General features: G+C 62.6%; 20 protein-coding genes. 9 read left to right on the forward strand and 11 right to left on the reverse strand.

The features are described 5' to 3' along the window. Positions 1-356: 356 nt before the first annotated feature. Positions 357-1,637, reverse strand: a complete 1,281-nt coding sequence (locus tag HNP33_RS19165; protein ID WP_184711459.1) for an NAD(P)/FAD-dependent oxidoreductase — start codon at positions 1,635-1,637, stop codon at positions 357-359. A gap of 391 nt (positions 1,638-2,028) precedes the next feature. Between HNP33_RS19165 and HNP33_RS19170 the strand changes: the two genes are divergently transcribed. Beyond that, entirely contained in the window at positions 2,029-2,757 is a 729-nt protein-coding gene (locus HNP33_RS19170; RefSeq protein WP_184711461.1) for a DUF4336 domain-containing protein, read from the forward strand. A 6-nt stretch (positions 2,758-2,763) separates the two neighbouring features. On the opposite strand, the gene HNP33_RS19175 is transcribed toward HNP33_RS19170, so the two are convergent. Next, on the reverse strand, positions 2,764-3,195 hold the full coding sequence (locus tag HNP33_RS19175; RefSeq protein ID WP_184711463.1) for an Lrp/AsnC family transcriptional regulator: 432 nt from the start codon (positions 3,193-3,195) through the stop codon (positions 2,764-2,766). 143 nt (positions 3,196-3,338) lie between these two features. Here HNP33_RS19175 and HNP33_RS19180 point away from each other — a divergent pair, with 143 nt between their 5' ends. From HNP33_RS19180 to katG, 3 genes are all read left to right on the forward strand, one after another. Continuing rightward, positions 3,339-4,433 carry an ornithine cyclodeaminase gene (locus HNP33_RS19180; protein WP_184711465.1) on the forward strand — a complete coding sequence of 365 codons (1,095 nt, stop codon included), beginning with the start codon at positions 3,339-3,341 and terminating at the stop codon, positions 4,431-4,433. A gap of 1 nt (position 4,434) precedes the next feature. Further along, positions 4,435-5,385 (forward strand): arginase, encoded by a 951-nt coding sequence (rocF, locus tag HNP33_RS19185; protein ID WP_184711467.1) that lies wholly within the window; start codon positions 4,435-4,437, stop codon positions 5,383-5,385. Positions 5,386-5,659: 274 nt separating this feature from the next. Beyond that, entirely contained in the window at positions 5,660-7,849 is a 2,190-nt protein-coding gene (gene katG / locus HNP33_RS19190; RefSeq protein WP_184711469.1) for a catalase/peroxidase HPI, read from the forward strand. A 143-nt stretch (positions 7,850-7,992) separates the two neighbouring features. Here the strand turns inward: katG and HNP33_RS19195 are convergent, their stop codons facing one another. The 4 genes from HNP33_RS19195 to efeU form a co-directional block, all read right to left on the reverse strand. Further along, a complete protein-coding gene (locus tag HNP33_RS19195) occupies positions 7,993-8,484 on the reverse strand; it encodes a DUF6882 domain-containing protein (protein ID WP_184711471.1) in 492 nt (163 codons plus the stop codon). Between the two features lie 170 nt (positions 8,485-8,654). Beyond that, entirely contained in the window at positions 8,655-9,494 is an 840-nt protein-coding gene (gene efeO, locus HNP33_RS19200) for an iron uptake system protein EfeO (RefSeq protein ID WP_184711473.1), read from the reverse strand. A gap of 101 nt (positions 9,495-9,595) precedes the next feature. After that, a complete protein-coding gene (gene efeB / locus HNP33_RS19205) occupies positions 9,596-10,972 on the reverse strand; it encodes an iron uptake transporter deferrochelatase/peroxidase subunit (RefSeq protein WP_184711475.1) in 1,377 nt (458 codons plus the stop codon). A 38-nt stretch (positions 10,973-11,010) separates the two neighbouring features. Next, positions 11,011-13,134 (reverse strand): iron uptake transporter permease EfeU, encoded by a 2,124-nt coding sequence (gene efeU / locus HNP33_RS19210; protein WP_184711477.1) that lies wholly within the window; start codon positions 13,132-13,134, stop codon positions 11,011-11,013. A gap of 689 nt (positions 13,135-13,823) precedes the next feature. Between efeU and HNP33_RS19215 the strand changes: the two genes are divergently transcribed. Next, positions 13,824-14,408: a peroxidase-related enzyme gene (locus HNP33_RS19215; RefSeq protein WP_184711478.1), complete on the forward strand. Its 585-nt coding sequence runs from the start codon at positions 13,824-13,826 to the stop codon at positions 14,406-14,408. Positions 14,409-14,480: 72 nt separating this feature from the next. On the opposite strand, the gene HNP33_RS19220 is transcribed toward HNP33_RS19215, so the two are convergent. From HNP33_RS19220 to maiA, 4 genes are all read right to left on the reverse strand, one after another. Then, complete coding sequence (locus HNP33_RS19220; RefSeq protein WP_184711480.1) at positions 14,481-15,794, reverse strand: type II toxin-antitoxin system HipA family toxin; 1,314 nt, start codon at positions 15,792-15,794, stop codon at positions 14,481-14,483. Between the two features lie 19 nt (positions 15,795-15,813). Then, positions 15,814-16,152 (reverse strand): helix-turn-helix domain-containing protein, encoded by a 339-nt coding sequence (locus tag HNP33_RS19225; protein ID WP_184711482.1) that lies wholly within the window; start codon positions 16,150-16,152, stop codon positions 15,814-15,816. Between the two features lie 149 nt (positions 16,153-16,301). Beyond that, positions 16,302-17,192, reverse strand: coding sequence for a polyphenol oxidase family protein (locus HNP33_RS19230; RefSeq protein WP_184711484.1), 891 nt, complete (start codon positions 17,190-17,192; stop codon positions 16,302-16,304). 14 nt (positions 17,193-17,206) lie between these two features. Next, positions 17,207-17,878: a maleylacetoacetate isomerase gene (maiA, locus tag HNP33_RS19235; RefSeq protein ID WP_184711485.1), complete on the reverse strand. Its 672-nt coding sequence runs from the start codon at positions 17,876-17,878 to the stop codon at positions 17,207-17,209. A gap of 199 nt (positions 17,879-18,077) precedes the next feature. On the opposite strand from maiA, the gene HNP33_RS19240 reads away from it, so the two are divergent. From HNP33_RS19240 to HNP33_RS19255, 4 genes are all read left to right on the forward strand, one after another. After that, a complete protein-coding gene (locus HNP33_RS19240) occupies positions 18,078-18,776 on the forward strand; it encodes a fumarylacetoacetate hydrolase family protein (protein WP_184711486.1) in 699 nt (232 codons plus the stop codon). A 131-nt stretch (positions 18,777-18,907) separates the two neighbouring features. Then, positions 18,908-19,474, forward strand: a complete 567-nt coding sequence (locus tag HNP33_RS19245; RefSeq protein WP_184711487.1) for an NUDIX hydrolase — start codon at positions 18,908-18,910, stop codon at positions 19,472-19,474. A gap of 67 nt (positions 19,475-19,541) precedes the next feature. Further along, positions 19,542-20,078: a hypothetical protein gene (locus HNP33_RS19250; protein WP_184711488.1), complete on the forward strand. Its 537-nt coding sequence runs from the start codon at positions 19,542-19,544 to the stop codon at positions 20,076-20,078. Between the two features lie 12 nt (positions 20,079-20,090). Continuing rightward, a complete protein-coding gene (locus HNP33_RS19255) occupies positions 20,091-20,516 on the forward strand; it encodes a hypothetical protein (protein ID WP_184711489.1) in 426 nt (141 codons plus the stop codon). A 90-nt stretch (positions 20,517-20,606) separates the two neighbouring features. Here HNP33_RS19255 and HNP33_RS19260 read toward each other — a convergent pair whose 3' ends face one another. After that, positions 20,607-20,987 (reverse strand): hypothetical protein, encoded by a 381-nt coding sequence (locus tag HNP33_RS19260; protein WP_184711490.1) that lies wholly within the window; start codon positions 20,985-20,987, stop codon positions 20,607-20,609. Positions 20,988-21,061: the final 74 nt, after the last annotated feature.

The raw sequence follows: 21,061 nt of genomic DNA on the forward strand, positions 1-21,061 counted from the left end.
CCAGTTTGTGGTGCGGTACTTGCGCCGACCCCAGTTCGTCTCACTCATCATCCGAGCCTACTACCGCTGCGGCCCGGATTTGTGCAACAAAGCCTATTTACATTTCAATTTTCATAGATGAAATTGTGGCAATTCTGAGAATTGATCAGGTCTTAATTTGGATCAGAGCGTAGTGTTCAAAAAGACCGTCGCGATGAACAGTTCCATCCAAGCAAGCTGGAGACATTTCACATCCTGACCCTCCAAGGGTTTGATCTAAGGCCGCTCTGCAAAACTCTCTGGAGCCGCTTGCAGCACAGCGCGGGGTGGACGCAGAGCGAATGGCCTCTTGCTCACGCCCCCCGCATCGCACTCGCTCAGTGCAGCTTCATGCGGCCAGATACCCGCTGCTGCAGCAAACGAGCCAGGGCCAGCACCGCTGTTTTGACGGTTCCCAGAATGGCGCGGTGGTGCATCAGGTGCAGCGACATGTACATCCACTTGGCAACCAACCCCTGCACGAAGAAGTTCTTGCCAGACAGGCCGCCCATCAGATTGCCCACCCCCTTGTTGTCGCCCAGCGAGACCAGCGAGCCAAAATCCTTGTAGACGAAAGGCTCGTCAAAGCGCCCTTCCTTCAGCGCCGCGTACAGAACCTGGGTGAGATAGCTGCCTTGCTGGTGCGCGGCCTGCGCGCGGGCGGGCACGGTCTTCCCATCCACCCAGGGTGTTGCAGCGCAGTCGCCCAGGGCATAGACCTGCGGCGCGCTGGTGCGCAGGCGGTCATCCACCACCAGCTGGTTGATGCGATTGACCTCCAGGCCCAGTAACGCATTGCGATCGGACGCCTTGATACCGGCGGCCCAGACGATCAGATCTGCCGCAACCGGGCCATCTGGCGTGATGACTTCGCCCGGCTCCAGCGCCTGCACGCGGGTGCCCGTCATCACGCGCACGCCCTTGCGCTCCAGTGCGGTCGCAGCCTGCTCCGATATGCGTGGCGGCAAACCACCCAGAATGCGGTCGCCTCCTTCGATCAGGTTGATCTCCAGTCGAAAGCGCTGGCTGCTGCCCTGGCTCTCCTGCAGCATGGTGTGCGCCTCCAGCAGCTCGGCCGACAGCTCCACGCCCGTTGCACCTGCCCCCACAATGGCCACTGACAGCGAGCGTGGTTCGGCATACGAGGCGTGGGCGCAGGCGCTGAGCCAGTCGGCATGGAAGCGCTGCGCGTCGCGCACGCTCTCCAGCAGATAGGCGTTCTCGATACCCGGTGTGCCGAAGGAATTGGAGCCACTGCCCAGCGCGAGCACCAGATGCCGGTAGCCAATGCTGCGCTCGGGCACCACCTCCTTGCCCGCCTCATTGGTGATGGCCGCGAGGCGAATGCTTTGCTGCGCTGCATTGAGCGCCATGAACTCGCCCATCACAAAGCTGAAATGGTTGCGCCGGGCCAGCACGGTATAGGAAAGCCCTTCCTGGTGCGCATCCAGCGTGCCTGCCGCCACCTCGTGCAAAGTGGGTTTCCAGATATGGAAGGGCATCTTGTCCACCAGCAGCACGCGCTCGCGGCCTTCGCGCCCTCCCAGCTTGCGCCCCAACTGCGCGGCCAACTCCAGGCCGCCGGCGCCACCGCCCACAATTACCACGTCATAGTGCATCTGCCACTCCTTTGCAGGGACTCCGGTCTACTCTCTCGATCTCAGATTGAACCGTAGCTTAACTCATGTCAAATTTAACATACATGCTTGAATGTATATACAAAAAGACCACGATTCTGCCTATACGATCTGGCGTATAAGAACGTGTTTACGATCTCCCCCCGCCCCGCGACAATCGCTTTGCGGGAAGGATGCGAGGGGGCGCGGATCGCCCGAGACCGCATTCAGCCCGTGGCAGAAAGCTTTGCAGAGGAGCCTGCGGCTGCGTCTTCCGCTCTGAAGGGATCAACCAGGCTGGCATGTGCCATTCTGCCCATACACTGGGCTGGACTTTCTCGCCTGCCCGGCCCCTAAAATTCTGCGGCGCTTCCGCACCTGTCCATTGACTGCCATGTCGCCTCACCCATCGCCTAGCAATCCCTTGCCTCTGACACCGTTGGCGCCTGATTTGTGGAGCGCGCAACAGCGCATCAGCGTGCAAGGCCTGCCGCTGCGCACGCGCATGACGGTTGCCCGGCTTGCGGGCAACCAACTGTGGCTGCATTCGCCCGTGGCGCCCACGCCGCAGTTGCGCGCCGCACTCGATACCCTGGGCAACGTGGCCTGGGTGGTGGCGCCCAACCGCATGCACCACCTGTATGCAGGCGACTGGCTGCCGTTCTATCCGCAGGCACAGTTGTGGGGCGCACCTGGGCTCGCATCCAAGCGGCACGATCTGCTGCAACTGCAAACCCTGCCCCCACAGTTGAACGATGCCACCACGCCCCTCGCCTGGCACAGCCAGTTGCAGATGCAATGCATGGGCGGCATTCCGCTGCTGAACGAATGCGTGTGGCTGCACCAGCCCAGCGGCAGCCTGATCGTGACCGATGTGCTGCAGTACTACCCGCAGGATCTGTCGCTGTCCGCGCGCCTGTTCAACAGCCTGAACGGCACACGCAGCCGCCTGGCCATGCCACGGGCCGTGCGATTTGCCATCCGCGACAAGGCGGCAGCACGCGCAGCCGCACAGGTGATCTGCAACTGGCCGGTGCAGCGCATCGTGCTGGCGCACGACACGGTGATCGAACAGCATGCGGCCGGGCAGTTGCGCGCCGCCCTGGGTTTTCTGCTCGACTGACGGGTTTCAAGAGACGCGAAAGCTCTCCAGATGGATGCTGGTTTCGCTGTTGCTGATGCCCTTGATGAGCCGGATGCGCTCCAGCACGCGCGATAGCTCCTCCAGGCTCGCCACCTGCAGCTCAGCCAGCAGATCCCAGCGGCCATTGGTGCTGTGCAGCGCCGCCACGCCCGGCTCGCCCAGCAAGGACGCCATCACCCGGCGCGTGTCGTTGCCCACGATCTCGATGCTCATCCAGGCACGCAATACCTCGGGCTGCACATCGGGGCGCAAGCGCACGCTGTAGCCCACGATCAGGCCTTCGCGCTCCAGCCGCTCCATGCGGTTGGTGACAGTGCCGCGCGACACGCCCAGCTTGCTGGCCAGCGTGGCCACGCTTTCGCGCGCGTTTTGCCGCAGCATGCTGATCAAGGCCTGGTCAGTTTTGTCAAATTGCACAATGCTTGCCTACATTTTGCTTTACGAGCTGACATTTTCTACCATTTTTTGCACTTTGCTTTGTTTTTGCCCTGCGCCACACTGGTGGCAGCTGCCAGCGCCCATGCACTGGGCGCCAAGAGCTATAAAACAAGGAGCAAATCATGACCAGCACCAGCCATCACTACACTGCAACCGTTGACTTCCTCAGCACCGATGCCGCCGCCGAACTGGTGCGCCGCATCGGCCTCACGCCGTTGCTGGATGGCCTGGTGGGCACTCTCGAAGAAGACTTCACCCGCTGGCAGGATTTCGACAAAACCGCGCGCCTTGCCCAGCACACCCGCGACGGCGTGATGGAGCTAATGCCCGTGGCCGATGCCGACCATTTCGCCTTCAAGTACGTCAACGGCCACCCCAAGAACCCACAGCGCGGCCTTCCCTCCATCATGGCGTTTGGCGCCCTGGTGCGTGCCGATACCGGCGCGCCGGTGCTGCTGTCGGAGCTGACGCTGACCACCGCCCTGCGCACCGCCGCTACCAGCGTGATGGCAGCCAAACGCCTGGCGCGTGCAAACAGCCGTACCATGGCCCTGATCGGCAACGGCTCGCAGAGCGAGTTTCAGGCGCTGGCATTCATTGGCTTGATGGGTATCCAGGCGCTGCGCCTGTTTGACATCGACCGTGCTGCCACCGACAAGCTGGTGCGCCACCTGCAGGCCCATGCACCGCAAGTGCAGGTGACGGTATGCGACAGCGCAGCCCATGCCGCAGACGGCGCCGATATCGTGACCACGGTGACGGCCGACAAGACCAATGCAACCATCCTGACCCGCGCCATGGTGCAGCCCGGAATGCATCTGAACGCCGTGGGCGGCGACTGCCCGGGCAAGACCGAACTCGACGCCGCCATCCTGCCGGACGCCAGCGTGTTTGTGGAGTTTGCGCCGCAAAGCCGTATCGAAGGCGAAATCCAGCACATGGGCCCCGATTTTGCCGTGACCGAGCTGTGGCAGGTATTGCACGGCAAGGCACCGGGGCGGCAGCGCGATGATGAGATCACCGTGTTCGACTCCGTCGGCTTTGCGCTGGAAGACTACTCTGCCATGCGCTACCTGCACGCCCTGGCGCAAAAGCATGGTGTGCTGCAGCCTCTGCCGCTGCTGCCACAATTGGCCGATCCCAAGGATCTGTTTGGCGTGCTGCACACAGGCAGCCCTGCCCCCAACCCATTGACAACGACTGCTGCAACTGCCTGATATGCACAACTCTACCGCCATCAGCTTGATAGGAGCCCCCACCGACATCGGCGCAGGCCGCCTGGGCGCCGCCATGGGGCCGGACGCACTGCGCGTGGCGCAACTGGGCCCGGCCCTGGCCGAGCTGGGCTGCGATGTACGCGACGTGGGCAACCTGGCCGGGCCAGCCAACCACCGCCACCCACGCGATGCGGCACACGGCAATCTGCGCAATTTTGAAGAAGCCGTGGCCTGGAACCAGACCGTGCACGACGCCGTGCACGCCGAGCTGGCCGCAGGCCGCATGCCGCTGATGCTGGGCGGCGACCACAGCCTGGCCGTGGGCTCCATCAGCGCGGTGGCGCGCCATTGCAAGGCAGCAGGCAAACGCCTGTATGTGCTGTGGCTCGATGCCCATGCCGATTTCAATACGCCCGAGACATCGCCCTCCGGCAACATCCACGGCATTCCCGTGGCGTGCCTGAGCGGCCTGGGCCCGCGCGAGCTCACCCACCTGGCGGGTTTTGCGCCCGCTTTGGGAGAGCAATCGCTGTGCCAGATCGGCCTGCGCAGCGTGGATGACCAGGAAAAGCACCTCATCAAGACCCACAACATCGATGTGTTCGACATGCGCGCCATTGATGAGCTGGGCATGCGTGAGACCATGCTGCGAGCGCTGGCGCCGCTGCAGGGTGCAGACCCTGCCACCACCCACCTGCACCTGAGCTTTGACGTGGATTTTCTCGACCCCGAGATCGCTCCCGGCACCGGCACCACGGTGCGCGGCGGCCCCAACTACCGCGAAGCGCAGCTGTGCATGGAGATGATTGCCGACACCGGCCTGCTGGGCTCGATCGATATCGTCGAGCTCAATCCGGCGCTCGACCTGCGCAACCAGACCGCTGAGCTGGTGGTCGATCTGGTGCAAAGCCTGTTTGGCAAAAGCACACTCGTCAAGGACGTGCGCAGGTAGAGACGGGCGCCTTCATCATTCTCTTTGGAGCGGCCGCAATGCGGCCGTTTCCATTTTGGTGCCGGGCGGATTCTTGAAGCCTATTCGCACGACCCAAGCGCTTGATTTTCTTAATGGTGCACTTGGGTATATTCAATCGGCAAAGCACACACCCCAAGCGACTGCAATCGCATAATCATCAGCAACCAATGGCAAAACACGTGCCCGCCATTGCCCCGTTGCTGTCGCCGCAAGGTCGTCAGCGTTCCTGCAAGTTTGAATCGGAGAACTCCCCATGACGACTGAATCCAAGTGCCCTTTCCATACCGCCCAGCAACCGCGCAGCGGCACCTCCAACAGGGACTGGTGGCCCACTGCACTGCGTGTGGATCTGCTCAGCCAGCACAACAGCAAAAGCAACCCCATGGGCTCCAATTTCGACTACGCCAAGGAGTTCGGCAAGCTCGACTATGAAGGCCTCAAGCGCGACCTGCGGGCACTGATGACCGACTCCCAGGATTGGTGGCCCGCTGACTTCGGCCACTATGGCCCGCAGTTCATCCGCATGGCCTGGCACTCCGCTGGCACCTATCGCGTGCAGGACGGGCGAGGCGGCGCAGGCCGTGGACAGCAGCGCTTTGCACCACTCAACAGCTGGCCCGACAACGTCAACATCGACAAATCGCGCCGCCTGCTGTGGCCCATCAAACAGAAATACGGCAATCGCATCTCCTGGGCCGATCTGATGATCCTGTGCGGCAACGTGGCGCTGGAGAGCATGGGTTTCCGCACCTTCGGCTTTGCCGGCGGCCGAGTCGATACCTGGGAGCCAGACCATGACGTGTACTGGGGCGCCGAGAAGGAGTGGCTCGCCCCCACCAATAACCCCAACAGCCGCTACAGCGGCGAGCGCGATCTGGAAAACCCGCTGGCTGCCGTGCAGATGGGATTGATTTACGTCAACCCCGAAGGCCCGGACGGCAATGGCGACCCCATCTCCGCAGCCCGCGACATCCGCGACACCTTTGCCCGCATGGCGATGGACGATGAGGAAACCGTGGCTCTGATCGCTGGCGGCCACACCTTTGGCAAGACCCACGGCGCAGGCCCCGCCAGCCACGTCGGCAAGGAGCCCGAAGGTTGCGACCTCGAAGCACAGGGCCTGGGCTGGCAGAGCAGCTTTGGCAGCGGCTCCGGGCGCGATGCCATCACCTCGGGCCTGGAAGTGACCTGGACGCAGACCCCTGCACAATGGAGCAACTTCTTCTTCGAAAACCTGTTCAAGTACGAATGGGTGCAGGAAAAGAGCCCTGCAGGCGCGATCCAGTGGGTGGCCAAGGATGCGGGCGATGTCATCCCCGACGCCCACGGCGGCCCCAACAAGAAGCCCACCATGCTGACGACCGACCTGTCGCTGCGCATGGACCCTGCCTACGAGAAAATCTCGCGCCGCTTTCTGGAAAACCCCCAGGCCTTTGCCGAAGCCTTTGCCCGCGCCTGGTTCAAGCTGACCCACCGCGACATGGGCCCGGTCAGCCGCTACCTGGGCCCCGAAGTGCCAAAGGAAGCCCTGATCTGGCAAGACGTGATCCCTGCCGTCAAGCACCCGCTGGTCAACAGCGATGATGTGACCGCCCTGAAGGCGAAGGTACTGGCATCGGGCCTCACTGTGCAGGAGCTGGTAGGCACGGCCTGGGCATCGGCGGCCACCTACCGCGGCTCCGACATGCGCGGTGGCGCCAACGGTGCCCGCATCCGCCTCGCGCCGCAGAAGGATTGGCAGGTCAACCAGCCCGAGCAACTGGCCAAGGTGCTGTCCGTGCTGGAAGGCATTCAGCGCGAATTCAACAAGGCGGCAGATGGCGACAAGCGCATCTCGATGGCCGACCTGATCGTGCTTGCAGGCAACGCCGGTGTAGAGAAGGCTGCTGCCGACGCAGGCGTGAAAGTGACCGTACCGTTCAGCCCCGGACGCGGTGACGCCACCGCCGAGGAAACCGATGCCGACTCCTTCAAATACCTGGAGCCCAAGGCAGATGGTTTCCGCAACCACCTGCAAGGCCATCTCCCTGCTTCTGCTGAATCTCTGCTGATCGACAAATCCCAGTTGATGAACCTGACGGCCCCTGAAATGACCGTACTGATCGGCGGCCTGCGCGCCATCAACATTAACACCGGCGGCAGCCAGCATGGCGTGCTGACCCACACCCCCGGCAAGCTGACGAACGACTTCTTCGTCAACCTGCTGGACATGGGTACCCAGTGGAAGGCGCTGGAAGACGGCACTTACGAAGGCGTAGACCGCAAGAGCGGCGCCAAGAAGTGGACCGGCACCCGCGTGGATCTGGTCTTTGGCAGCAATGCCATCCTGCGCGCGGTTGCCGAAGTCTATGCCGAAGCTGGCAACCAGCAGAAGTTTGTAGGCGACTTCGTCGCTGCCTGGACCAAGGTGATGGAGCTGGATCGATTCGATCTGAAGAAATAATTTCAGCACCCGGCCGAAACCTTGCGTTTCGGCCCGTCTTCAAAAACGCCCGCTGGGGCGTTTTTTCATGCATTCATGGATTCCAGGCGCGCTGCCCGAGCGCTATCAGAACAGCACGAACGCCCACATCTGCTGCGCCAGGATCAATTGGGCAGCTGGTTCTCGCCCATCGCTACCTGCAGGTGCAGGATGGTAAAGTACAAGGTCACCTCCCCTTGCTTGTCGATGAATGTGCCAGCTGCGCGCTGCAGCCGGGCGGCGATGCACAGGCATTCGGTGGCTTCGGGGCGGCCGCCGGGGATGCGTGCCGTGGTCAGCAGGGCCAGGTGGTGTTCGCGGCCAAAATCGTGCACCACCTCCAGTGCCTCGCCGTGCTGGCGCGGAATGGCCTCGTTGGCCCAGCTCCAGACAAAGCTGCCTTCGCTGTCGCTGGTGGTGCCCACCAAACAGACCGTGGCGATCACCTCATGCAGAGGGCCCTGCAACACCAGCGTAGCGCTGTCCAGATCCCAGCGAAAGCCGGGCGATGCCTGCAGGCCAAACTGTTTGGGCCATTCGGCGTTGCGCGCCACCATCATCTCGACGGCCTCGCGGCTCCATGCGGCCCAGTCGGTGCCCTTTTCTGCGTCACTCATATGCTGTCTGTTGCTGTCATTGATCTTGGATGGGAGCTATTGTCGTGCAGCATGGCACCCATCCAGCCCGAATGCAGTGCATGAATTGCAGATAAATCACTTCCGGCGCCCACTTGCAGGGCACTGGAAGCTATTGATTCAGTAGCAAAATTATTGATGCGGTGAGCGCCTCAGTTCAGACCCAGCATGCCGCGCAGCTTGGAGAGGTCTTCGGCCAAGGTATTGACCTTGCCAGCCAGCACCTTGCGGTCGCGTTCACTCAGCTTGGTGTAGAGCTCAAAGCTGCCATCGGGCTTGCGGTATTTGGCCAGCACATCGAAAACGGTCTTGAAGTTGGCGGCCGTCTTGTCAGCGAAGGCCTTGTCCTTTTTCTCGACCAGCGGACGCAGCAGCTCGAAAATCTTGTCGGCGCCCTCAAAGTTGGCCTGGAAGTCGTCCAGGTCGGTGTGGCTGTAGCGCTCTTCCTCGCCCGATATCTTGGTGGCTGCCACCTCTTCAATCAGCACCGCAGCGCCACCCACCACTTTCTCGGGCGGGAAGGTGAGCGTGATCACGCGCTTTTGCAGCTCCTTGCAATCGGCCAGCAGCCTGTCGGCCACAGGGGCGAGGCCCTTGGTGGATTTTTGCACCCACAGGCCATATTCGATGCGGTGAAAGCCGATGAAATCGGGGCTTTTTTCACCCTGCTCATGGTCGTCGGCGCGGGCATCGATGCTTTTGTCCAGGTCGGCAAACAGCTCGGCAATGGGTTCGATGCGCTCATAGGGGCGGCGCACCTGGGCGTAGAGCTTTTTGGCTTCGTCAATCTTGCCTGCCTTGACGGCATCGGTGAAAGCCTGCACGCCTTTGACGAGTTCGCGCAGATTGGCGCTCACATACAGCTTGTATTCGGCCAGCGGCTTGACCAGATCGAGGGCCGAGACACCCTCGGCCGCCCACGCGGGAGCGGCTGTGACCGATACGCTGCCAAAAAACGCCAGGCCTTGCAGGAAATGACGACGTGCGAGCATGTTTTCTTGTCCTTTCAAACTATCAATTCAATAGCATCTCGCGCATGAACGGTGTGCGCAAAAGGCCGATTTAATCATTAATTCTGTCGATACCGTGGAAGCTATGCCTTTGCTGCAGCCAGCAGACTGCGGCCCAGCCAGTCCTGCGCATCGCGCACGCCCGGCAGCACGTAAAAGAAGCCGCCGCCAATGGGTTTGATGTATTCCTCCAGCGGCTCGCCATCCAACCGCTTCTGGACGGTGACAAAGCCCTTGTCCAGATCAGCCTGGTAGCAGATGAAGAGCAGGCCCATCTCCAGCTGGCCGGATTTGGTGACGCCATTGGAGTAATTGAACGGACGTCGCAGGATGAGGTTGGCCTCGCTGCCATGGCCGCGGGGGTTGGCAAGGCGGATGTGCGCATCCAGCCGGGTTTTGCTGCCCTCCTGGTCGGCGGTGTAATCGGGTATATCGTGCTCGGTTTTGTCGCGCGCATCGAGCGGTGCGCCGCTGTTTTTGTCGCGGCCCATGATCGCCTCCTGCTCCTGCAGCGGCGTGCGGTCCCAGCGCTCGACGAAATTGCGGATGATGCGCACCACCTGGTAGCTGCCGCCTTCGGCCCAGGCGGGCTCGTCGCTGCCAGCCTGCACCCAGACGATGCGGCGCATCAGCGCATCGTTGTCCGAATCCGGGTTGGCCGAGCCATCTCGAAAACCGAGGAAATTGCGCGCGCTCTCTGGCGCCTTGCCAGCGGCGGCAGGTATGGGCGGCACCGTCCCCTCCTGCTTCCAGCGCATCATCAGCAGATCGGGCAGGTTCTTGATGATGTCGCGCAGCGCATGGATATTGGTGTCTGGCGTGTTGGCGCAGAACTGGATGGACAGATCGCCATGGCACAGCGCAGGCACCAGCGCATCGTTGGGATGCTGGCGCATGGGCGTCAGGTGCCTGGGCGCAAGACCCTGGAGGCCATAGCGCTTCTCAAACAGGCTGCTGCCCACGGCAACGGTCACAGTCAGCGCATCGGGCTGCACCACCGGCCCGAGGATGCCCGAGCCCGCTGGCGGCAGCCTGGGATCAACCACCGGCTGCGCGCCCCCTTCGGTCAGAAAGCGGATGCGCTCAGTGAGGGTCTTGAAAAGCCGCTCCAGATCGGCCTTGTTGTCGGCCAGCACATCAAAACTGGCCACCATGCCCGCCAACGGACGCGGCGTGACGACGCCTGCCTGGTGCAGACCATGGAACGGCACACGCTGCTGCGAAGTGGTGGTGTGCGGCGCATCGGCTACCTGCGGGTGCACTGGCGCACTCGCAGGAGCCTGGGCCGCGACCTGGCGCGCCGGCATGCCTGCCAGCACACCCGCCCCAACCACGCCTGCAGCCTCGCCCAGCCAGCGGCGACGGCTGCTGGTCGCCGCGGATGCCCTATCGCGGGCATCGGCAGCAGTTGCACCCTCAGCGCTTGACTGAGAATCGTTTCTGTTTTTAAAGAAAGACATGGCGGCCCTTTATTTTCTCGTGTGTTATCGGTAAAAGACTATGGCTGCAGACCCAAGGCCATATTGATTTTGCCCATGCTCTGTGACGCCTGGTACAGCGCCTGCGCCAGATTCTGGCATTGCACGGGGTTGAGCAATACGCCGGGAGTGGTGGCTGCTTGCGCTTCATCGGCGGAAACGCCCTGGTCTGCCAGCAGCTGGCGCACCTTCTCCAGGCTGGCCTGCAATTGTTGCAGCAGTGCCGGATTGGCATTGGCCAGCACCGGAGCCAGCAGTTGCTGGGTCTTGTCTGCTGCTGCCAGGCTGCCGCGTACAAACTGCAGAGCCCACCGCCCCTCCTCGGGTGTGGTGGCCTCGCCCGGAATCAAGGTGGACGCGCGCTCCAGCGCCTTGGCGCTGTTGGTGGCAAGGTTTTGCGGTTGCAGGGTGGCGTCGCCCAGACGTTGGGCCAGCTGCTCCACATCCTGCTGCAGGCTGGTGATGAGCGGCAGCAATTGCTCTGCGCCCTCTGCGGCTTTCAGGCCGACTGCAATGCGGTGCAGACCCACAAAAGCAGGGTCCTTGTCGCGCAATGCGAAATCGGCGGCGCGCGCATCAATGCGGGCATTGAGGTCGCCAAATTGCGCGGCCAATGGCACCAGCTTCTGGTACTGACCGCGTGCCAGGGCCACCAGTTGCAGGGCATCGGCCGGATAGCCGTCGGCGGGCGCCTGCTGCGCGGCATCGCCAGCCGGCTGCAGGCGCTGCGGCAGTGCCTGCAGCATATCCTGCAGGCTGGCCACCTCGGTCAACAAGTACACCTGGTACTCGGCCAGCGCACCAATGAAGGCCGTCACCGGCGGCTTGGCAGCTTCGGCCTTGAAAGCGTCCGATGGGGTGACAGTCAAGGTGCCGCGTGGTGCGTTGAGCAAACCGCAGGTCATCTGGTACTGGCCCGGCGCGAGGCGCGCCGTCAGCGTCTGCGACAGGCCCGGCAGAATGTTCTCGCGCTCTTCGAGCACCATCACGCCGTCCAGAATCTCCCACTCCAGCGCGCGCTCGCCCTTGTTGACGATGCGAAACTGCACCTTGCCCGCAGGCACGCTGACGGCATTGGGCGTACACCTACCCTGGCTGATTTCAATGGTGACCTGGGGCACATCGGCAGCCGCTGCGGCAGCAGGCGAGCCGTCGCCGCCCGGCTTGGCTGCAGACTGCGAGGAAACTGCCGCCTGCCAGAAAGCCGCAGCGCCCAGTACCAGCACGAGCACGCTGCCCAGTACCACGCCACCCAGCGAAGCTGGCTGCGTGGCGCTGGCGTGCGGCGTGCTTTGTGTTGCCAGATCTGCCGCGGGCACACTTGGTTTTACAGCGGGAACAGCTTGGGCCGGCCAGAAAAACATCGCCAGCGTGACCACAAGATACGCAGCCCACGCCAGCACCTCGCCCTGCACGGGTGCATGCATATAGCCCAGCAAGCCGCCAAGCACCACGCCCAGCGCGCTGTCTTCCGGCAATACCGCACTGCTGTCAAACACCACTTGCTGCAAATGGTTCCACACCCCTGCTTCGTGCAGGCGGCGCACGGCGCCTGCCAGCAGGCCTGCGGCCACCAGCAGGATGAAAACGCCGGTATAGCGGAAAAACTGGCGCATGTTGATGCGCACCCCACCCTTGTACAGGCCCACGCCCAACAGGATGGACAGCGCGATACCAGCGAGCGCGCCCACCGCCGCCCCCCAACCCGTACTTTGCTGAAAGATGGCCAGCAGGAAGAAGACGGATTCCAGCCCCTCACGCGCCACCGCAAGGAACACCATGCCGATCAGCGCCCAGCTGGCGCTGCCAGAGGTGGAGAGCGCCTTGTCCACCGAGGCTTGCAACTCGCTCTTGATGGAGCGCGCGGCCTTGCGCATCCAGAACACCATGCCTGTCAGCATGCCCACGGCAATGAAGCCCACCACGGCCTCGAACAGCTCCTGCTGCTTCTGCGGAAACTCTGCGGCCATCCACTGCAGGCCAGCCCCCGCAAACAGCGACAGGCCCAGCGCAAAGAAGACCCCCGCCCATACGGCAGGCATCAACGCGGCGCGGTCCGTATGGCGAAGGAAACTGGCAATGATGCCAACGATCAGCGCGGCTTCGATGCCCTCGCGCAGCATGATCAAAAACGGAACCAGCATGATTGTTATGGCGGAACCGCCTCGCGCCCGGCATGCCCGAGGCGCAACGGCGGCCCATGTCTTTCTACGGTCTATGTGGTGCAGCGCGGCTGGCCCCTTGTATGCCAAAGAGCCGCTGAGCATTACCCGTGCGCGAAGGCATACAAGGCGCTGTCCCTGCAACTCCAAGAGCCGCTAACACAACCCAGCAAATCGTAGATTTGCGATTGATACGAGGCGCCGGGCCACGTCAGGCCGGGCCGCGTCAGGCCGGGCCGCGTCAGGCCGGGCCGCGTCAGGCCGGGCCGCACCAGGCAAAGCCGCAGGCAGTACAGGCGTACGACAAAGCCTGGCGCTCCCAGCTAGGCGCCCCCAGCTAGGCGCCCCCAGCTAGGCGCTCCCAACCAAGCAACGACGTATCAAGGGTTGTGTCAGCGGGTCTAAATCGGGATGATTCTCACCCACTGCAATTGGCGCACATATTACGACCAAAATGTGCCGCCCCCGACAACCTGCGCCTCCAGACAGGAAGCCAGCAGGGTTGTTACATGCAAATCATCCTTGCCGCACCCATTGCAAAAGCGCAGACCGCTCTCAAAAACGGAGCGTTTATTACACATCGCCATCAGCATTCCCGGGACAGCCCGGCAGCTTGCAGCCGCTTATGATGCGTCTCAGTGCAACAAGAATGCGTTCTAAGGAGATTTGCCATGGCGTCCAAACCCCGCTACCCCCTGCCCGATCTCAACACCCTGCCGCCAGATATCCAGGAGCGAATCCTGCAGGTGCAGGAAAAGGCAGGTTTCATCCCCAACGTGTTCCTCGCCTTTGCCCGCCGCCCTGCAGAATGGCGCGCGTTTTTTGCATACCACGACGCCTTGATGGAGCGCGAGGACAGCTCTCTGACCAAGGCCGAGCGCGAGATGATCGTGACGGTGACCAGCGCGCACAACGAATGTCTGTACTGCGTGGTGGCCCATGGCGCGCTCGTGCGCATTTACGAAAAGGCGCCGCTCCTGGCCGACCAGCTGGCCGTCAACTACCGCAAGGCCGACATCAGCCCCCGCCAGCGCGCCATGCTGGATTTTGCAATGAAGGTTTGCACCCGTTCGCAGGAAATCAACGACGCCGATTTCGACGCGCTGCACCCGCACGGCTTTGATGACGAGGATATCTGGGACATTGCGGCCATCACCGCGTTTTTCGGCCTCTCGAACCGCATGGCCAGTTTTGCGGGCATGCAACCCAATGAGGCGTTCTACCTGATGGGGCGTGTGCCGAGAGTCAAGAACTAAGGCAAAAAGCTGGAAGCAAAGGGTTGAACAGACCTGCAACCACCGCTTGCAGCCATCACCGCGCTCCCCTGCTCAGGCCATGGCCAGCTTCACACCGCCGCGCAGGCGCTCTTCTACCGCCTCGCGCATGGAAGCCGGTGCATCGGCGAGCAAGGCGGGCCACTGCGCCTGCGCCCGGCGCACCACGTCCTTGAGCAGCGCCACATGGCGCGACGCGCGCAGCAGGCCCGCAGCTTTGACCAGCGCCTCCACATCGTCCCAGCTCAAGGCACGCATGGAGGCATCAATTGCCTTGTTCACCGCGTACTGCTGTGGCGGCGAGCCCGGAAAAAAGGCTGCAACGCATACACAGTCATAGACGGGTGCCAGGCGCGACTGGCGGGCATCGGGGTAGATGAGCGCCCAGTTCTTCAGGTGCGCGTCGGTATTGCCCATCAGAATGGCGGCGATGGTGCGCGCCAGAAACTCGCGCGTGTCGGCCACGGGCTCGGGGCTCAGGCGGTCAAGCACGCGCAGCATCGTGGGCCAGTCCTGCTGCAGGCCCTTGCCATATTTGTGGCGCGGCGCGTAGCCCAGCGCCTGGTTGAACTCTTCCATGTGCACGCGGCTGCCATCGGGCAGGTGGTCAAAGCGCTGCACGGCCAGAATCTCGTCAAACGGCACATGTTCGGGCAGATCGGCTTGCGCGCGGGTGATGACCTGGGCATCTGCCGTGGTCAAACCCAGCGCCTGGCACAGGCGGTAGCAGCTGTATTCGTTGGCCACCAGATCGGGATGCGCCGTGCTGGGAAGCTTGAGGATGACGCTGCCCGCCGCGCCCTTGCGGTGCACGGTGTAGCGGCGGCCGTCCTGTACCGCACTGAACTTGGTGACGATGCCGGGCAGCGACGCCGCATCGGCCACCGGAAACTCCACAAATCCGGGCTCCAGCACATCGAGCCCCTGCGTGGTGTGCCAGTGCCGCACCACATCAGGAATGGCTTCGCCCTGTGGCACGGGCTCCACCTCCAGCGCTCCCATCAGGTCATGCCCAGCGGCGGCCAGCAGCTCGAACTCATCATCGGGCGAGCAGCCGCGCTCGGCGGCCAGGCGTTCGCGGTTGTGACCCTCGGGCAGCAAGTTCTGAAAGTACACGGGCCAGCGCCCATCCGTGCGCACCAGGCGCGCATCGCGGGCGGATGAGAGGATGGCTCGGGTATCGGCCTCGCTGCCGCCCAGATAGCTCAGTGACAAGGTGGGGCGCTGCGCATCGGCGATGTAATCGGCCTCGAACGAGACGCGCAGCACATCGCCGTACTGCGATAGGTAACCGACTGCGCGGCGCCCGCCTCCCATGGCCACAGGCTGGTGCATGTACAGGCGCAGGTAGCGGATGGAAGTGGACATGGCGATACGCGGGCGTTGGTCAGCGTGCCTTTGCCGGATTGGCCGGGCCTCTTGGCTCGGCGGCGATGCTCTCCACCACCGAAGGCGGCGCGTCGGCCCCTGCCGGCTGGCCCAGGAACTTGCCGCCCGACTGGATGAAGGCCTGTAGCGCAGGTACCAGATCGGCCGGCACGGCCACCAGCTGCATGCCCAGCACGCGCGCCATCTCGGCCACGGTGGAGTAGCGCGGGTCCACATCGCCGGTTTCGGTGCGCTGCACGGCCATGCGAGACAAGCCTGCACGCTCGGCCAACTGGGCCTGGGTGATGTTCTGGGCCTTGCGGCTGGCCGCCAAGGAATCAATCAATGCATCCGTCATGCATCACATCATACTCTTTTTCATAAAAATGAGTATAAAAGTATTCATTTCAGCACCACATCAGCGAAAGAAAAAGACACCTATAGAGATCATTTCTCCAAAAAAGATCACTACAGATATCTTTTATGTGATTTGAAGCACTGCGCCCCTCAAGCTACCCACACGCAAGCCGCAAAGCGGCCCGAGCCGCCTTGCACACCGGGCACGCCATCGCGGCGGTGCGAAAAGAACCGCTCCGGATTGCGCACCGTGCACCATGCAGGGCTGCTGTCGTTGCCGTAGAGCTGGGTGATGCCCTGGCGCTGCAGGCGGTGGCGGGCCAGTGCGCTCAGATCCGCCTGGAACTTGTCCGGCTTGCCAGCCGCAAAGAAGGCCGCAGCGCTGGCATCATGCTCCACAAAGGCTGCCTGCACTTCCGGGCCCACCTCGAATTCAGGCTGGCTGATGCAGGGGCCCAGCCATGCCAGCGTCTGCGCGGCAATGTCTGCATGGCTCATATCCTCGCCCAGGTGCTTGCGCACCAGTTCGGCATAGGCGGCAAAACAGGTTTCCAGCACCCCGACACCGCCCTGGCCGACGAGCCCCCGCCACCCCGCATGCGCCGCGCCCACCACGGGCAGATTGGCGTGCGAGAAGATCACCGGCAGGCAATCGGCAGCCATCACTGCGCAACCCATGCCAGGGGTGTCGCTCACACTGGCATCGGCATCCTGCCCGCTGGTGGCGCACTGGTCGATGTATTTCACATCGGTACCGTGCACCTGGCGCACAAATACCGGCTGGCTGGGCGATGCGGCAGTGACGGCACCGCCCGCTATGCCTTTCGAGGCATTTTGGGCTTCAAGCGACCGCATGGCTTGCGCAAGAAGCGCTCTATTCTGCAGCACATGCGTGGCCTCATCACCCACATTCAGGCTGAGGTTGGTGGTGCCAAAGAGCCCGGTGCTGGACCCGCCCTTGCGGGTGGTGCACAAGGCATGCACGCGAGCGGGCGCAGGCCAATCGGGAACGATCCAGTCTTGGGGGAAGGCGTTATCCATCTTGGCGGGCTCCATCACGCCTGTGCGTCCGGGCAGGCCGAAGGCTGGGCTTTCTGCACGGCATCTGTCGCCAAGGCCGCCTGGTAGGCCGCCATGGTGAGCGGCAGGCCCTGCAGATCGACGTTGAAGCGCTGCGCATTGAAGATCTGCGGCACCAGCGCGCAATCGGCCAGGGTCAGGCTATCGCCCCAGCAGAAGGTGGAAGGCGGCAGGCCCTGCGCCTTGCGCTCGGCAGCCAAGAGCGCCAGCTGGCGCTCAAAGGCCTCCAGCCCGGCGCGGCACCAGTGCTGGTACCAGGCGTTCTTCGCCTCTTCGCTCTGGCCCAGCGCGTTCTTCAGGTACCCCAGCACGCGCAGGTTATTGATGGGATGGATCTCGCAAGCCACTTGCAAGGCCAGTGCACGGATACGGGCACGCGCCAGGGCATTGCCAGGCAGGAGCGTCGGGGTATCCGGGTAGGTCTCTTCCAGCCATTCGATGATGGCGAGCGACTGGTTGAGCCACTGGCCATCTTCGGTCTCCAGTGCGGGCACCAGCGCATCGCCCATATGGCTGGCAAATGCAGGGGCGCGGTGCTCGCCCTTGACCAGATGCACCGGCACATAGTCGTAGGGCAAGCCCTTGGCATGGAGTGCGATGCGCACGCGGTAAGACGCCGAGGAGCGGAAATAGTTGTGCAGCTTCATGGCTGCACAGCATACCGCAGGCAATTGGGCAATTGTGCACACAACCAACAGCCAGTCGCGCGCATGACAGTGGCTGCAAGGAGGCGTACAAGCCAAGGCGTGGCTTTACACGGCCCTCAGCCCTTTTTGCCCGATAATTTTTTGCATCCATTCTTTGTTCCATGAACAGGCGCCCTGCGCGCCGCCAACCGAGACCAGCATGAGCCACTACGTCATTCCCGCGCCTCAGCAAGCCAGTGTGCCCGTTCACGGCAGCAGCGACCTGTTCCCCGTGCACCGCATCTATTGCGTGGGCCGCAATTACGAAGAGCACGCCAAGGAGATGGGATTTACCGGCCGTGAAGCGCCATTCTTCTTCATGAAGCCCGCCGACGCCATCGTGCCGGTTGCCGCAGGTACCACAGGCCCAGTGCCCTACCCCACACTCACCAGCAACCTGCACCACGAGATCGAGCTGGTGGTGGCCATTGGCAAGGGGGGCAAGAACATCTCGGCTGCCAACGCTGCCCAGCACATCTGGGGCTACGCCGTGGGCCTGGACATGACCCGCCGCGACCTGCAGGGCGAGATGAAGAAACAGGGTCGCCCCTGGGAGATCGGCAAGGCCTTTGAAGCCAGCGCCCCCATCGCACCCCTGGTGCCCGCAGCCCAGGCGGGTGATGTGAACAATGCAGACATCTGGCTCCAGGTCAATGGCGCCGAGCGCCAGCGCAGCAACGTGAGCAAGCTGATCTGGAACATTGCAGAAACCATCGAAGTGCTGTCGCAGGCCTGGGAGCTGCAGGCAGGTGATCTGATCTTCACCGGCACCCCCGAAGGCGTGGCCGCCGTCGTCAAGGGCGATGTGCTCGAAGGCGGCGTTACCGGCCTGCCATCGCTCAAGATCCAGCTGGGGTAATTGCCGGCATCCGCTCACAAGGCCACCCTCTGCGGTGGCTTTTTACTGTACTGCATGCGCTCGGCCAACAGGGGGTAGCCATTTTGCAACCACCCGCTGCACAACCCCACCAATAGCGCACAATAGCGCCCATGACATCTCGCGCCCCCGTTGATTACTGCCGCCAATGCGGCACCAAGGTAGAGCACCGCATTCCCGACGATGGCGACACCAAGATCCGCGCCGTCTGCCCCGCCTGCCGCGTCATCCATTATGAAAACCCGCTCAACGTGGTTGGCACGGTGCCTTACCTGAGCGACCGGGTGCTGCTATGCAAGCGCAATATAGAGCCGCGCAAGGGCTACTGGACGCTGCCCGCAGGCTTCATGGAGCTGGGCGAAACCACGGGCGCAGGCGCCGCGCGAGAAACCGACGAGGAAGCCGGTGCAGACATCACCCTGGGGCCGCTGTTCTCCGTCATCAACGTGCCCCATGTCGGCCAGGTGCATCTCTTTTACCTGGCGCAACTCAATAGCAGCGAATTCAACCCTGGCTGGGAGACGATGGAGGCGCGGCTGTTCACCGAAGCGGAAATCCCATGGGACGACATTGCCTTCCGCACCGTCAAGGTAACCCTGAAGCGCTACTTTGAAGACCGCAAGCGGGGCGCGTTTGGCTTCCATGCCGTCGATCTGGAACCGCCAAAGGAAATGCGCTAGCAGCACCGGCAGGTTAGCAGCCCCCGCGCCAGACACCATGCATCAGAATCTCGAAGGAATACCGTCCATGCCTCTGTCCCCATCCCGCCGCCAATTTGTCCGCACCGCTGCCTCGAGCCTTGCGCTGGTGGGCCTCTATGCAGGCGTTCTGCCAGCCAGCCATGCCGCCAAGCTGGTTGACATGGCCCAGGCCATGGTCGAAAAATACAAGCTCGGACACACCCTGCCCAAAGTGGCCTTGCAGTTGGCGGCCAAATCACCCGATTACCAGATGCTGGTCGACAAGATGGGCGCGCAACAGGCCCAGCAGCAGCTGATGGCTGCTGCCCGCCAGGTGGTGCCGCAATACCAGAAACAATGGGATGCACAGTTGGCCAATGCCTATGCGCAGACCTTCAGCGAGCCCCAGCTCAAATCCTTGCTGGAGTTGGGCCCCCAATCCCCGCATGCGCAACTGATGCAAAGCAAGCAGGCCGAGATCAACCAGCAGATGCAGAAAAGCAGCTCAGGCATGCTGCGCGAAATGCTGGGCAAGCTGTTTGCCGCCGCCCAGCAACCCGCCGCCAAACCGGCAGACAAGGCACCGGAAAAGGCCAAAAAGTAAGCTGCAGACGCCATGACTGTCCGGCCTCGCTCACTGGCTTTGTCGCTTTTGCTCAGCGGCGCAGCGCTGTGCGCGTCAGCCCAGGAGGCCCAGCCCGCGCTGAAGTTCGCAGACGCCATGGTCGTTTGCAACGCGCAAGCCCTGTTTCAGCACATGTACGCGCAGGGCAAGCCTCTGCCCGGCGTTCCAAAGGCCGCAGATTACCGGGAACTGGCCTACCAGGCCGCAGGCAAGGCATATGTGGACGCGCGCCTTGAATCAAACAAGGTGCGTGACGAGGCCATGGAGCAGTTGGAGACGCAACTGAACACCCGACCCTTTGAGACCTTGACTGAAAAAGAGCGTGATGACCACATGAATGCCACATGGTCAAAGATCATTACCGCCTGCAATGCTGTGGCATCTGCAGGCGTTGATGGAAAGAAGAAGGCCAGATAGCGCGCTCACCGCACTGTGATCCCTGGCCCGGCAATCTTCAGCAATTGAGTACATTCCCGGACCGATGGCACACGCGGCCATCGGGCCCGGTCAACATGTTGGGATGCTGGATTTGCGAAAGACTCCGCCCTGGCTGTCATAGCAGTAGTTGGCGTTGCAGTTGGTGATGACGGTGGGCGCATTGGGCATATTAGGCGCCGCGATGGGCTGCACGGTCTTTGCCGGTGGCTGCAGGAGTTCGGTGTTGGAGCCGCAGGCCGCATTGGCCTTGGCAATGGCCGCATTCACCTGATCGCGTTTTTCAGTTTCATTTCTGGCGATGGAGCTGCGTGCGGCGTCCAGATCGCGCTGCGCGAGCCTGCAGTCCTCAGTTCCCTGAAGACCAGGCTGGGAGCCCTGCGCATAAACCTGCGCATGCACGCTGGCTGCAGCGAGCAACCCGCATGCTGCCAAAAGTTGAACCCGTTTCATCTGCTCTCCTTGCGATCTATGCAGGCAGCTGAAGCACCTTGCGCATCGACCTTGAGATGAGACAAGTCCTTTCA

Origin of the sequence: Comamonas odontotermitis (assembly GCF_014207855.1) — a bacterium.
In the GTDB taxonomy this organism is placed as follows: domain Bacteria; phylum Pseudomonadota; class Gammaproteobacteria; order Burkholderiales; family Burkholderiaceae_C; genus Comamonas; species Comamonas odontotermitis_A.

Excerpts from the sequence above, each read along its gene's own strand:
- HNP33_RS19165 (WP_184711459.1), bottom strand. The coding sequence starts at position 1,637 with ATGCACTATGACGTGGTAATTGTGGGCGGTGGCGCCGGCGGCCTGGAG.
- HNP33_RS19170 (WP_184711461.1), top strand. The coding sequence starts at position 2,029 with ATGTCGCCTCACCCATCGCCTAGCAATCCCTTGCCTCTGACACCGTTG.
- HNP33_RS19180 (WP_184711465.1), top strand. The coding sequence starts at position 3,339 with ATGACCAGCACCAGCCATCACTACACTGCAACCGTTGACTTCCTCAGC.
- rocF (WP_184711467.1), top strand. The coding sequence starts at position 4,435 with ATGCACAACTCTACCGCCATCAGCTTGATAGGAGCCCCCACCGACATC.
- katG (WP_184711469.1), top strand. The coding sequence starts at position 5,660 with ATGACGACTGAATCCAAGTGCCCTTTCCATACCGCCCAGCAACCGCGC.
- HNP33_RS19195 (WP_184711471.1), bottom strand. The coding sequence starts at position 8,484 with ATGAGTGACGCAGAAAAGGGCACCGACTGGGCCGCATGGAGCCGCGAG.
- efeO (WP_184711473.1), bottom strand. The coding sequence starts at position 9,494 with ATGCTCGCACGTCGTCATTTCCTGCAAGGCCTGGCGTTTTTTGGCAGC.
- efeB (WP_184711475.1), bottom strand. The coding sequence starts at position 10,972 with ATGTCTTTCTTTAAAAACAGAAACGATTCTCAGTCAAGCGCTGAGGGT.
- efeU (WP_184711477.1), bottom strand. The coding sequence starts at position 13,134 with ATGCTGGTTCCGTTTTTGATCATGCTGCGCGAGGGCATCGAAGCCGCG.
- HNP33_RS19215 (WP_184711478.1), top strand. The coding sequence starts at position 13,824 with ATGGCGTCCAAACCCCGCTACCCCCTGCCCGATCTCAACACCCTGCCG.
- HNP33_RS19220 (WP_184711480.1), bottom strand. The coding sequence starts at position 15,794 with ATGTCCACTTCCATCCGCTACCTGCGCCTGTACATGCACCAGCCTGTG.
- HNP33_RS19225 (WP_184711482.1), bottom strand. The coding sequence starts at position 16,152 with ATGACGGATGCATTGATTGATTCCTTGGCGGCCAGCCGCAAGGCCCAG.
- HNP33_RS19230 (WP_184711484.1), bottom strand. The coding sequence starts at position 17,192 with ATGGATAACGCCTTCCCCCAAGACTGGATCGTTCCCGATTGGCCTGCG.
- maiA (WP_184711485.1), bottom strand. The coding sequence starts at position 17,878 with ATGAAGCTGCACAACTATTTCCGCTCCTCGGCGTCTTACCGCGTGCGC.
- HNP33_RS19240 (WP_184711486.1), top strand. The coding sequence starts at position 18,078 with ATGAGCCACTACGTCATTCCCGCGCCTCAGCAAGCCAGTGTGCCCGTT.
- HNP33_RS19245 (WP_184711487.1), top strand. The coding sequence starts at position 18,908 with ATGACATCTCGCGCCCCCGTTGATTACTGCCGCCAATGCGGCACCAAG.
- HNP33_RS19250 (WP_184711488.1), top strand. The coding sequence starts at position 19,542 with ATGCCTCTGTCCCCATCCCGCCGCCAATTTGTCCGCACCGCTGCCTCG.
- HNP33_RS19255 (WP_184711489.1), top strand. The coding sequence starts at position 20,091 with ATGACTGTCCGGCCTCGCTCACTGGCTTTGTCGCTTTTGCTCAGCGGC.
- HNP33_RS19260 (WP_184711490.1), bottom strand. The coding sequence starts at position 20,987 with ATGAAACGGGTTCAACTTTTGGCAGCATGCGGGTTGCTCGCTGCAGCC.